This window comes from Chitinophaga sp. OAE865, from assembly GCF_040546735.1.
Taxonomy (GTDB): domain Bacteria; phylum Bacteroidota; class Bacteroidia; order Chitinophagales; family Chitinophagaceae; genus Chitinophaga; species Chitinophaga polysaccharea_A.
In genome coordinates this window covers 5,276,072-5,290,430 of sequence record NZ_JBEPOF010000001.1, presented here as the reverse complement: position 1 = coordinate 5,290,430, position 14,359 = coordinate 5,276,072, and the positions used below count along the sequence as shown (strand labels likewise).

Genomic DNA, 14,359 nt, shown 5'->3' with positions numbered 1-14,359 from the left:
TAACATTATCAATTATGAATTACGATTACAGCAGCTTTCACTACGGTGAAGAACCATATATTGTTTCCAAAAGTATTCCTGGTGAAAATTCCAGGAACCTGTTGAGTAAGCAGGAACAATATGAAAGTAATAACCGCAGTTATCCGAGGTCGATGCCCATCGGGCTCCGGAATGCGCTGGGCTCAACGCTGGAGGATGTAGACGGTAACAAGTTCCTGGATTTTTTCTCTGGCTGTGGCGTCGTTAACCTGGGACATAATAACCCGGTGATCATGGAACGGATGAAGCGGCAGATGGAAAGAGTCATTCATGCACTCGATTTTCCAACGGAGATCAAGGTCGCGTTTATGGAAAAGCTAAATGCCTGTTTACCGGAATCGTTACGCGATAAAGTTAAATTTAACTTCTGTGGCCCAACCGGTGCCGATGCCGTCGAAGCGGGTATCAAACTTGCCAGGATCAATACAAAAAGGGAAGCCGTATTTTCCTTTCACGGGGCATTTCATGGTATGACAGCAGGAGCATTGAGTGTTACCTGCAATGATTATAACCGGAAAGCAATGGGAAATAAAAGCGCCCCGGTACATTTTTTTCCATACAGCTATTGCTACCGGTGCCCTTTTGGAAAACGTCCTGAAAGTTGTAAGCTGCAATGCGCTACCTTTTTACGAAGCGCACTGGAAAATCCCAGTTCAGGTGTTGATATACCTGCTGCCATTATCATAGAACCTATTCAGGGTGAAGGAGGATCTATTATACCCCGGGAGGGATATCTTGAAGAAATAGTTAAGATTGGAAATGATTACAACATACCCGTGATTTTTGATGAAATACAGGTAGGGTTCTACCGTACGGGTAAATTATTTTCATTTGAACATACCGCCGCTGTTCCGGATCTCATAACGGTATCCAAAGGTATTGGCGGAATAGGAATGCCATTAGCCATTTTGATCCTCAGAAACGAACTGGATAAATGGACTAAAGCCACTCATACCGGTACTTTTCGAGGCAATCAGCTAAGCATCGCAGCAGGAGCGGCGGCATTGTCTTTTGTAAAAGATACGGATGTGCTGGAAAACGCCGCTGCAGTTGGAAAACATATGCTGCAGACGTTAGAAGACATGAAAAAACGATCAAAGTTTATAGGAGAAGTACGGGGCAGAGGGCTCATATTCGGAGTGGAGTATGTGAAAAATTTGAAAACCAGGGTGCCCTTTCCCGAACTGGTGAAAGAACTGAGAGAAGAGTGTCTGCAAAAAGGTCTCTTGTTTGAAGTTGGCGGGCATTATGACAATGTCATACGTTTCCTGCCTCCGTTGGTCACCACAAAGAAAATGGCCGATAATTTCCTCCGCATTTACGACATAGCTCATCAGAAATTGGAGCGGAAATTCCAATAAATGCCATCCTTACTTTCTTCCTTAAACCATTTAAGATGAGAGATGAATCAGCCAGGTTATTGGCGTTCCAGAATAATATACCCGCCAGGTTGTTCTGGAAGAAAAGCCTGGGGGCTTTCTTCCGGAAATCAATGCTGATGCCCGACCGGTTGGATGCGGGCGGCAGTCCTGCATATGAAGTATGCAGCATAATGGTACCGCCGCAATTGCAGGCGGAGATAGCCGCATTTTGCCGGTCGGAAGCATCCAGAACATTTGTCCTGTTTTTATCAGGGCTTATCTATATGCTCGACTACTTTATGGAAGAAAAGAGGGTTGTTGTTGGCGTTCATGCAATGGGAAGCAGGGAAGACGTGACGATGAATGAATTTATACCACTTCCACTGAGCGTTAATAAACAACAATCTTTTAAAACACTGCTGAATGAAATCGCCGGTCACTTATCAGCAGCTCTTGAACATCAGCATTTTCCCATGGAAATGTTGTTGCAGGAGGGGGAAAAGAAGGGAACGACTGAATTGTTTGATATCGCTTTTACTTATGACGCATTACAGAAAGTGGAAACGGTGACCGTCCCGGATATTAACCTCTTCTTCCAGCTCTGCACAAATGATGGTGCCCTGTGCCTGTCTTTAAGATATAACCGCCTCAGATATGCGGCAGCAAGAATGGAACAGTTGCTGGCGTATGCGTTGAACAGTGTTTCATTGTGTATCCGGGAGCTGGATAAACCATTGTTGGCAGCGGATTTTATTCTCCCGAAAGAGAAAACGCTTATTACGTCTTCATTTAACCAGCCTGTCCGGGAAGATGTAGGACCTATGTTTCCGGAAGCTTTCCGCCAGTGTGTAGCAACATTTCCAGAGGAAGCAGCAGTAGTATATGGATCCCGACGTATATCCTACCGTGAGCTGGATCAGCTATCAGATGTTGTTGCAGGGGAAATAAAACGGAAAGGTATCAGAAATGGCCAGATAGTGGTGACTTTCGGTGATCGGAGTCCGGAGCAACTGGCAATCATGCTGGGCATCCTGAAGTGTGGTGCAGTATTAAGTGTACTTGATCCTGCCGGGGCTCCTCAGCGAACAGAAAAAATAATAAGGGATGCTGGCCCCGCTTTGCTGATTGCTACCCGGAAATTTGAAATTTTTGTAAGCAGGTTTGAGACGTTAATACCACAAATACTATTGCTGCCGGATGAATTACAGCCGGAAGAAACAGACATGTTGTCCGGGGCATTTGAAACTATTTTGCCGGAGGATCCTGCATATATCATTTATACTTCCGGTACTACCGGACAACCGAAAGGTGTCATCTTAACGCATACCGGTCTGCAGAATCACCTGTTAGGCGTATGCCAGGTACTTAATTTTTCTCCAAAGGATGTTTTTGCACAAACGGCTGCCTGCAGTTTTGATATTTTTATCATGCAATACTTCCTGGCATTGACAACGGGAGGAACAACGCATATCATTGAAGATGATGACATATTGGATCCCGGAAGGTTTCTGTGTGAGCTGAATCGGATTGGAACCACAATAGTGGAATTAGTGCCCAGTTATATCGAAACCCTGCTTGATATGCTGGAAAAAGAAAAAGACTTATGCCCCCCTTCCTTAAAATGGCTGATATCAACCGGTGATGCATTAAGCCTGCCACTGGCAAAAAAATGGCTGGAGGCATTTCCTGCGTCCCGGATATTAAACGCATATGGCCCGGCAGAAGCGTCCGATGATGTTTGTACTTATATATTGGATCGGGACAATATAGATGGGCATGATTTTATCCCGATAGGAAAGCCATTGCAGAATGTTCGTTTGCTGGTACTCGATGAAAATCTGAAACTTTGCCCGCTGGGACGACCGGGGATGATCTATGTGGGTGGGCTGGGTCTTGGGAAGGGATATCTGAATGATCCCGTTAAAACCAGGCATTCTTTTCTGACGCTCCATACAATCCATCAGACGTCGTATCAGGGAATGGGTATCTATAAAACCGGCGATATCGGCTATTGGCTGCCGGATGGAAACCTGGTGTTCTCCGGTAGAAAAGATTGGCAGGTAAAAGTAAACGGCGTGAGAATAGAACTGAGTGAAATAGAGAAGGTGCTGGAAAAGATGCCGGATATCTTAGTTGCCAGAGCAGTTTTGAGAAAGGATGAAAAGGACAGGAAATCTATTTGCGTCTATTTTCAGTCGGATAAAAAAATAACACAGGAAGCCGTAAGAAAGTATATGAGGGAATGTTTACCGGGACATATGATGCCTTCTCACTTCATTCAGCTTGAAAGTTTTCCGGTTACTTCCAATGGTAAAATTGATATCAGCTCACTGCCCGCTCCGGAGCAACCAGCTCAGCGCGAAATACTCGTACCTACCAACGAAAAAGAGCGAGCCGTTCATAAAGTATGGATGGAAGTACTGGGGTTGCAGGAAATTAGTATACGCGATAACTATTTTATGCTGGGAGGCGATTCCATCAAATCAATTCAGATAGTATCGAAACTCTATCGTGAAAAGTACCGTATCAGGGTAAAGGATATTTTTAATAATCCTACTATCAGGGAATCAGCCATTACACTGGTGCCGATAGATGGTCATATGCCCAGTCAGGAGCAGGTGTCAGGAGCAGTACGCCTGAATCCCGTGCAGATTGATTTTTTCCGGCAATTTAAAGAAGAACCCTGCCATCATCACTATAACCAGGCAATATTGCTGCACTCCGGCGAACAACTGGATGCGGCCGTTTTAAAGCTGGTCTTTGAAAAAATGGTGCAACATCACGACGCCCTGCGAATGGTATTTTCTGACAACGGTCAGGAGATCAGGCAGGTTAACCTATCCGAAATAGACGTTGCCATAAAGGAATACGACTTACGTGATCAGTTGGAGGGAGGTAATGATCTGCTCCGTTATTGCAATGAGGTGCACCGCAGTATGAACTTGCAGGATGGACCATTGATCAGAGTGGCATTATTTCGCCTGGCCGATGGTGATCGTCTGCTGATATCAGTGCATCACCTGGTCATTGACGGTATTTCCTGGCGGATTATCTTCGAAGATCTTTGTCATTTATATAAAAGTTATAAAGAAGGTAAACAATCGGCGTTGCCGTTGAAAACCGACTCTTTTAAATCCTGGAACGACAGGTTAAAGGCATTCAGCGAGGAAGGGATTAGCAGCGAATCGCTCCGTTACTGGCGCAGGTTATTTTCAGACGTCCCTGATTTTCCGGACGAAAGAGAATCCCTCTCCGTAGAAAAGGGGGGCTATCTGACCGAGAATATTTCGCTGAATAAATTATTGACGACTAAGCTCTTAGGCGATGCCAATCGTAGCTATGGCACCGCCCCTCAGGAATTGATGCTGGCAGGATTATCAGGTGCGCTGGAGGAACTATGGGGCATACACGACATGATTGTGCACCTGGAAGGACACGGGAGAGAAGAGGTAATCGGAGGAGATATTAGCCGCACCATTGGCTGGTTTACTTCGGTGTACCCGGTAAGGTTCACCTGGAAGAGGAAAAATATTGTTTCTGTTATCACCGGCGTAAAAGAATCCTTGCGTAAGGTACCGCATCATGGCATCGAATATGGACTGATCAGATATCTCCGGGGAGAAGATATTGGCCCTGCCTCATTTGATCTGCTGTTTAACTACCTGGGTGAATTTGATGCTTCCTTTACGAACGAAATTTTTAGTATCGCAAAGGAATCTGCAGGAGATACGCAGGCTCCCGCATTAAAAGAACAATACGGTATCAGTATCAATTGCCTCGTAGAAGATGGCTGCCTGCGCATTTCGCTGAGTTATAATCCGGAATTGTATTCCATTGCCACTATCCGGCTGCTGCTGACCATTTATCAGGAAACACTGCAAACCATAATAACGCATTGCGATAGCCAGGTGCGATCGGTGCGGACTCCGACAGATTTCATGTATAAAGAACTTACTGAAGTTCAACTGTCGGATATCCTTGAACAGTACGATGTGCAGGATATTTACCCACTGAGTCCGATGCAGGAGGGAATGCTTTTTCTTTCGTTATTGAATCCTTCCTCAGGTGCTTACCTGGAACAGATTTCCTATCGGATAAAAGGAGCGCTCGATAAAGAGGTGATACAGAAATGTATGCAAAGTCTCACGGAAAGGCACGATATATTGAGGACGGCGTTTGTACATGAAGGTATGGAAAGGCCGCTACAGGTAGTATTAACGCACCGGGAAATCATTCCCGGATTTTTCGATATCAGAGAAGCGAGCGATCCGGATGAAATGATTGAGTCATTCAAAATGACAGACAGAAATAAGTTGTTTGATCTGGCTTTGGATACCCTGATGCGGGTGAATATATTCCAGGTAAGCGACGTTGAGTATGAGTTTATCTGGTCGCACCATCATATCCTCATGGATGGCTGGTGCATGTCTATTATCGTGGAGGAATTTCTGATGCTGTATCGTTACTATAGCGGTAAAGGATCCTATCAGGAAAGTACAGCATCTCCATATAAAAATTATATCACCTGGTTGTCGCAACAACCGGTTGCCACGGGCAAGTTGTTCTGGGAGAAATATCTGTCGGACTATCAGGAAGAATTAACAGTGCCTGGATGTAGATCCGGAGAACCGGATGCGTTTATTCAGCAGGAAATAACCTATCAGCTGGATGAGCGGAGAACGGCTGCATTAAATAGGCTGGCGGGAAAAAATAATGTTACCCTTAGTACGGTGGTGCATGTTTTATGGGGCATTTTATTGTCCAAATGTAACAATGTGAAGGATGTGGTATTCGGTTCTGTCGTATCCGGCCGGCCGGCCGATCTGCCGGGAGTCGAATCCATATTGGGATTATTTATTAATACGGTACCGGTGAGAATAGATACTGCCGGAAAAATATTTACGGATCTGCTACGGTCAACCCGGGACCACTTCCTGGAATCCGAACAGTACCATCATATTGCTTTGAATGAAATACAGGCGCTTAGCCTGTTAAAGACAGCGCTCATCGATCATATCCTGGTGTTTGAGAATTATCCGTTGTTGGAAGAGCTTTCCAGGAAAGGCACAGATGAACCGGATGGTAACGATTTTACTATATATAGGGCAGAAGCATATGAGCAAACCAATTACGACCTTACCATTACGGTTTCTCCGGGAGAGAAAATACAATTTGATTGGGCCTTCAATCAGCATGTCTATCATGAAAAGGACATAAACCGGTTGTCCGGATGGCTTTTTGGCCTTATCGATCAGGTGATCGATAACCCAGAAGTAGCTGTCATGGACCTGGAATTAACCACGGAGGAAGAGCGCAGACAACTACTGCAGCTGTCGGCCGGAGAAAAAGTACCTTTTGAGCAGGACAAGCTGGTGCAGGAGGTTTTTGAGGAGCAGGTAATGCTTCATGGAAGGGAACCGGCACTCGTATACGAAGAGGGAAGTCTTACCTATGAAGAGCTGAACATAAAGGCCAACAGGCTGGCGCACTACCTGCGTGCAAAGGGGATAACACCAGGTCAGGTAGTGGGTATATGCATAGACCGGTCAATGGACATGGTGATAGCTGTGCTGGCCGTTATAAAGGCGGGGGGGGCATACCTGCCGGTTGATCCGACTTACCCTGATTCCCGTGTACGCTATATGCTGGAGGACAGTAAGACTGTTTTACTGCTGACAAACAGCAAACAGTATCAATGGCATGAAAATGCAGTGGATCCTGGTAATGCGGAAGTGATGACCTGTTCTGGAGAAAACCCGGCTATTCTTAATACAACGGAAGATCTGCTTTATCTGATCTATACTTCGGGGTCAACAGGAGTGCCTAAAGGCGTGATGGTGCAGCAGCAGCAGTTTCTGAATGCAACTTATGCGTGGCGTAAATGTTACGGGCTGGCCAGCATGCCGGTTTCATTATTGCAAATGGCGAGTGTTGCCTTCGACGTTTTTTCAGGCGACCTTTCACGGGCATTACTGAACGGGGGGAAAATGGTGATCTGCCCGCAGGAAGCGCGACTGGATCCTGCACAGGTATATCAGTTGATCCGCAAAGAGTCCATCAGCATATTTGAAGCAACTCCGTCACTGGTTATTCCATTGATGGATTTTATCATGGAACAGCGCCTGGAAACACCATCACTGCGTATGCTGATATTTGGGGCGGATGTGTGCCGGGTGGATGAATTCAGAAAGGTGACTGCTTTTTATGGACCACAAGTGAGGGTGATTAATTCTTATGGCGTGACAGAGGCAACTATCGATACTAGTTATTTTGAAGGCGACCTTTCCGGCTTCATGCCGGATGACCAGGTGCCTGTTGGTCTCCCGATGCCCAATATGGAAATGTATATACTGGATGAGCAATTGCACCTGTTACCAGCAGGAGTGGCCGGTGAATTATATATAGGCGGCAGAGGGGTAGGAAAGGGATACCTGGGGAAAGAGGAGCTGACCGCCATGCGTTTCATTGACAATCCCTACCAGAAGGGCGGCAAAATGTATAAAACAGGGGATCGTTGCAGTTGGCTCGATAACGGCAATATTTCGTTCCTCGGAAGAGGAGATGAGCAGGTGAAAATAAGAGGGTTCAGAATAGAACCAAGAGAGATTGAAAATGCATTGATGAAGTGCCCGGGTATCAGGAATACACTGGTGACAACAATCGGCCAAAAAGGAAAACCAATGAGGCTTTGCGCATATTATATAGCAGCAGATGAAATACCAGCTGCGGTTATCAATGAGCAGTTGATAAAAATCCTGCCTCCGCATATGATCCCGGATAATTATGTGCAGATGGAACAGTTTCCGCTAAGTCCCAATGGTAAAATAGACAAAAGACTGCTGCCAGTACCCGCCGTACACGTGTCCGCAGCAGGACGACTGGCAGAAAATGACCTGGAAATATTGCTGACTGCTATCTGGGGAGAGGTACTCGTCCGGCAACCAGCAGAGATCAGTGTGACAGATAATTTTTTCGGGATAGGAGGTGACTCCATCAAGATCATGCATATAAAGAATAAAGTGTTGGCCGCCATCAAGAAAAATATCACCATCGCCAAATTCTTTGAGTTTCCAACGATCGAAACATTTTGCAGGCATCTTCAATCTGATAGCTTGCCTTCGCATGATCTGAAAAGTGCGATGGAAGAGGAAGGCGTTAACATGTTAACAGAAACATTAAACCTGATAGGAAATGGGGAATGACACCAATAAAGCTGGGTACACCGGGCTGGAACTTGCAATAATAGGGATGAGCATAAAGCTTCCTGGCGCTGCCAATTACGAGGAGTTCTGGAACAACCTGAAGGAAGGCGTAGAATCTGTTTCTTTTTCAACAGCAGAAGAAATCGCAGGCTCCAGGGAGGCTAGTATGCTGTCGAAAAATAAAAATTTCGTGCCCTGCAAAGGAGGGCTGCTGTCTGATAAGGCTTATTTTGACGCAGCTTTCTTTGGATATAATCCCAAAGAAGCAGAATTACTGGATCCTCAGATCAGGATATTCCATGAGGTGGCCTGGACAGCATTGGAGGATGCCGGATATTCCCCTCTTGCGTATAAAGGGCGTATCGGCGTTTTTGCAGGTGCCACTTCCAGTTACTATTGGGAAGTACTGACCGAGGCGTCAGGAAAGCTGATGGAGTTCGGTGGGTTTGAAGGCGGACAACTGAATACCAAGGATTCTATGGCTAAGCTATTATCTTACCGCCTTAATCTGACTGGCCCCAGCCTGACCCTTCATACCAACTGTTCCACCTCCCTGGTGGCTATACATCTGGCATCGAGGTCGCTGCTGTTGGGGGAGTGTGAGATGGCAATTGCCGGTGGAGTGGGAATCAACTATACCAATGAATTGGGTTATTTATACCAGGATGGAATGATTACCTCCCGCGACGGGCATTGTAAAGCATTTGATGCAGCTGCCACGGGAGCCATCGGAGGCGAAGGCTGTGGCGTTATATTATTGAAACCACTTAAAAAGGCGCTGGCAGATGGAGACCACATACATGCAATCATAAAAGGAAGTGCTATCAACAACGACGGGAATCTGAAGGTTGGCTATACGGCTCCCAGCATACAGGGACAACATGCTGCCATCAGGTCGGCACTGGCTTTCGGTAAGGTAGATCCTGCAGATGTTACCTATGTGGAAACACATGGCACCGGTACCAGGCTGGGAGACATTATTGAAGTGGAAGCGTTGAAGAAAGCGTATGGACATAACAGGCAAACGCCCTGGGCTATCGGCTCTGTTAAAACCAATGTAGGACACCTCGACGCTGCTGCAGGAATTGCAGGACTTATTAAAACCGTTCTTTGCCTGCAACATAAGATGCTTGTTCCCAGTTTGCATTTTAAGCAGCCAAACCCGGAACTGGAAATGGAGGGAAGTAGCATGTATGTAAATAATGAATTGAGGGAATGGACGTCTCAGAAAGGGCCTTTAAGGGCCGGTGTCAGTTCTTTTGGAATAGGAGGCACAAATGCGCATGTAATTTTGGAAGAAGCACCTGCAGTGAATATACCTGTTGCGGAAAAATCTTCCCGCTTGCTGACCATTTCCGCAAGATCTGCGGAGGCATTGGATATGTACACTACACAGCTCACCACATTTTTAAAACAACATCCCGATGTAAATCCGGATCACCTGGCATATACGCTGCAAACAGGCAGGACAACTTTTCCCTACAGGAGAACGATCTTATGCAGTTCGATAGCAGAAGCGGTGACCCGGTTGGAAAGCGGCGATAGCGATGCTGTAAATACATTTAATGCCCTATCGGACAAGAAAAAGGCGGTATTCCTGTTTCCCGGGCAGGGCGCGCAGTATGTAAATATGGCCCGGGGACTATATGACAGCAACAAATTTTTTGCTCAGGAGATCGACAAATGTGCAGCAATAATTGATCAAATCAGGGGAAATAAAATCCTGGATATTTTATTTGGAAAGGAAGAAGATGTGGAAGCCACTATTCATGCGCAGCCACTGTTGTTCATGGTGGAATATGCCCTTGCCCGATTGATGATCAGGTGGATCGGAGCACCTGTTGCCATGATAGGGCATAGTCTTGGAGAGATCGTGGCTGCTTGTATTGCAGGTGTTATGGGATTGGAAGAGGCACTGAAGATAGTGGTTTTCAGAGGCAGGATCATGCAGCAAATGCCTCATGGCGCCATGTTAAGTGTACTGGTAGCTGAGCAGGAATTGCGGGGATTATTGAATGGTTATATGCTGGATGTAGCGGCGGTTAATACCCATGACCTTTGTGTAGTAGCAGGTGAAGAGGAAGAAATTGAAGCTTTTGAAAGTATGTTGGGAGCTATCGGCTATCCTTCTGCCAGGCTACCCACTTCCCATGCCTCCCATTCCGCTATGATGAAATCTGTTGTCGCTGAATTCGAAATATTTCTCAATGATATTGAATTGAAAGAACCGGAAATTCCTTTTATCTCAAGTATTTCCGGCAACTGGATCGACAATGAAGCCGCGACCTCCGCTCAATACTGGAGCCAGCACATTTTAGCGACGGTGCGATTTAAAGATGGGGTAGACGTATTGCTGAAAAATGAACAGTCCATCTTCCTGGAGGTTGGGCCCGGCAACACATTGTCCGCGTTTATCAGAGGACATCAGTCCAGAAAACCATCCCAGCATATAGTGAACCTGCTCCGGCATCCTAAGGATGATGTGCCGGATGAAATATACTGGCTCGATAAAATTGCAGAGCTCTGGCTTTATGGGATGGAAATAAACTGGGCAGCCGGTTACGAAGACATCGAGGTAAAAAGAATACCATTGCCTACCTATCCATTTGAACGCAAGCGATACTGGATTGATGAAAATCCCTTTGAACTGTTTACCGCCGGATTGACCGACCGCCGTCTGCCCATCGGAGATTGTTTCAACTATCCCGCCTGGCAGCAGGGTCTCCTGCATGGTACTCCCCTTGATGAAGAACTGACATGGATCATTTTTACCACTGACCTGTTGCTGACTGCCAGCCTCGTATCCCCGGCAGCACGTTGTATAGGCATCTTTGAAGGTGAAAAGTTCAGAGAAGGTAAAGATGGAACGCTGGAAATAAACCCGACGTCTTCTGCAGACTGGGAAAAGATGATTACATGGATAAATAGCCAGGGAATTCAGAAAATTGGTTTTTTATATGATTGGCCTTTCAACAGGGGATACTATGATCTGTTCTATTTATGCAAAGCCATCAACAGATTGAAATCCCATCACAACATACCATTGAAAGTATTAGTGGAAGATGCCCACAGGATAAATGGAAATGAGCGCATATGTCCGGAGAAATCGGCCATGGTAGCAGCACTAAAAGTAATACAACAGGAATTTCCTTCACTATCCTGTCAACTGATAGATATAGATGGAAAGTTTCCGGCTACGTGCAGGGCCATACGGAGTGAACTGGGTATGATCTCCAAAGATAGGGTTGTAGCTATCAGAAACGGCTTACGCTGGACACTTGGATTCAGAAAAGTTAAAATAGACCGCGCGCCGGCATCTGCTTATGTAAAGCAGGGCGGAACTTATATCATCACCGGGGGAACCGGTACGGTTGGACTGGGGCACGCTGCTTTCCTGCTTGATTATCCCGATACCAAAGTGGTGATTCTGGGAAGAAGACAGCTGAGCCTTCGTGAATCTGCAGCAGGTTCCGGCACAAAAGAAAAAGAATTGGCAGCTGCTTTTCATCGGTTAGACCCAACAGGGAGTCGCCTGTATTATGCACAGGCAGACGTAGCAGATAAGGCTTCTTTAAAATATTGCCTGGAAGATTGCGTCGGGAAATTCGGAGCAATCAGTGGTATTATACATGCCGCAGGTTTATCAAATGACAAGTCCACTGAAACAGGCATCCTGTCAATGACAGAGAAAGATATTGCCACCCAGTTTAATGCAAAGGTAAAAGGATGGATGAACCTGGCTTCTATTACCGAGGAAATCCCCACAGAATTTGTACTCGCAACTTCTTCCCTTGCGTCGTTCCTTGGTGGGGTGGGCTTTTATGCCTATGCTGCCGCCAATGCAATGCTGGATACCCTGGTGTTGCTGGAAAACGAAAAAGGAAAGACCCGCTGGATAACAGTGAATTGGGATGGGTGGAGTGAAACGCCGGAAGACGGCCTGCTGGATGAAGCAGAAGCAAAAGAGGCACTGTCATGGATATTATCCGATACCGGGTTAAATCAGGTCGTGGTATCAATGACCAATCTCGATGCGCGTTTGGAGAAGTGGATTAATACAGACTTTTCCGCGGCTAATACCACTACCGCAGTAAATACCAGCACAGGAGATGACCGTCCGGAAATGGTGGTGCCATATAAAGCACCGGTTTCGGATTTGCAGAAAGCACTGGCGGAAATTTGGACGGAAGCATTTGGATATACCAAAATCGGGATAAATGATAACTTCTTTGAACTGGGTGGTAACTCCCTGAAAATGCTCATGATGATCGCAAAAATTCAAAAGAAGTTATCCGCTAATGTGCCGGTGGATTTTTTCTTTAAACACCCAACAATAGCCCTTGTCAGTGAGTATATCGGCAAAGATGGTACAATCATTTACAGGGGAATTCCGATAGCCGAGAAAAAAGAATACTATCACGTTTCTTCCGCCCAGCATAAACAGTTTGTGCTGCAGCAGATGAATGACGGGAGTACAGCCTATAATGAAAGTCAGATTTTTAAGGTCACCGGAAAAATTGATGCAGCAGCCATCGAACGCGCAATAAATGTGATCCTGGAGAGGCATGAGGTGTTACGCACACGCATATATTTAATGGGAGAGCAACCTGTTCAGCAGGTGATGGAAAAACAATATTTCAGCATCTCCCGTAAAGCAATTTCCAACCAGGAGATAGCAGCTCAGGTGAGCGACTTTATCCGGCCGTTTGATATGGAGCAACCACCCTTTTTAAGGATCGGGCTTTTTGACCTCGAAGAAGAAGATAATGTAGCTATTCTTGCAATAGATATGCATCACCTGATCACAGATGAGGTCTCCTTCGGAAATTTTGTCCGGGAGCTTCAGGTGCTGCTTTCATCGGGAACACTACCCCCCCTGGAGATCCAGTATAAAGACTATGCAACATGGCAGCACACAATGGTACGGGAGGGGGGAATGGAGCCTCATCGCCGCTTCTGGCTGGAAACATTTGCCGGTATATTGCCGGTGATCGATTTACCATATGATTTTCCAAGACCACCTGTGAAAACATTTGTTGGAGATAGAATATCATTTTCGCTGACCCCTGAAGAGAATCAAAGTATCCTGGCATTTTGCGAAGAAAGAGGCTGCACGCTATATATGTTTACCCTGGCTGTTTATGCCATACTGCTGGCCAAGCTGAGCGGAAGTGATGATGTCATACTCGGTTCCCCGACCTCAGGAAGATCCCGGCTGGAAACCCAGGATATGATTGGCATGTTTGTAAATACGCTGGCATTAAGACTGCAACCTAATGAAGAGGATAACTTTTCTGCTTTCCTGGAGCAGGTGAAGGAAACAGTGCTGCATGTTTTCGAACATCAGGACTATCCGTTCGAACAGCTGGTGGATGATTTGTTCATTTCAAGGAATGCCGGCAGAACGCCACTCTTTGATGTATGGTTTGTGCTTCAGAATGTGGAAGGAGAGGAGCTGCGTTTGCATGAATTACAATTTGAACCGTTTGACTATAACTATGCTTCCGCAAAATGGGATCTCACTTTACAGGTCAATCAAGATAAAGCGCACATAGACTTTATGATAGAATACAATGTTCGGTTGTTCCGTAAGGAAACGGCTGAAGCTTTCAGCGCCTACTATTTAAAAATGTTAAGGGAGATCTTATCGAATGGAGACATTCGTATTGGAGCAATAAATCCGCTGGAGAGATCATTTACCAGGAAGCTATCTGAAGCAACCCAACGTGAATTGAATAATCTTAGTTTCTAAAATGG

Annotated in this window: 3 protein-coding genes; all 3 read left to right on the top strand. The window is 45.9% G+C overall.

Going from position 1 to position 14,359, the window contains the following annotated elements; genetic code table 11:
- Window positions 1-14 precede the first annotated feature (14 nt).
- Genes ABIE50_RS21260 through ABIE50_RS21250 form a run of 3 tightly spaced genes read left to right on the top strand, consistent with a single transcriptional unit; the run spans window position 15 to window position 14,354 of the window.
- Window positions 15-1,400 carry an aspartate aminotransferase family protein gene (locus tag ABIE50_RS21260; RefSeq protein ID WP_209859903.1) on the top strand — a complete coding sequence of 462 codons (1,386 nt, stop codon included), beginning with the start codon at window positions 15-17 and terminating at the stop codon, window positions 1,398-1,400.
- Between the two features lie 35 nt (window positions 1,401-1,435).
- Complete coding sequence (locus ABIE50_RS21255; RefSeq protein WP_209859906.1) at window positions 1,436-8,602, top strand: non-ribosomal peptide synthetase; 7,167 nt, start codon at window positions 1,436-1,438, stop codon at window positions 8,600-8,602.
- Window positions 8,592-14,354, top strand: coding sequence for a type I polyketide synthase (locus tag ABIE50_RS21250; protein ID WP_209859914.1), 5,763 nt, complete (start codon window positions 8,592-8,594; stop codon window positions 14,352-14,354). The genes ABIE50_RS21255 and ABIE50_RS21250 overlap by 11 nt, the downstream gene beginning before the upstream one ends.
- Window positions 14,355-14,359 lie beyond the last annotated feature (5 nt).

Bases quoted from the DNA above. Each gene is read 5' to 3' on its own strand.
- ABIE50_RS21260 (WP_209859903.1), top strand. From the start codon at position 15: ATGAATTACGATTACAGCAGCTTTCACTACGGTGAAGAACCATATATT.
- ABIE50_RS21255 (WP_209859906.1), top strand. From the start codon at position 1,436: ATGAGAGATGAATCAGCCAGGTTATTGGCGTTCCAGAATAATATACCC.
- ABIE50_RS21250 (WP_209859914.1), top strand. From the start codon at position 8,592: ATGGGGAATGACACCAATAAAGCTGGGTACACCGGGCTGGAACTTGCA.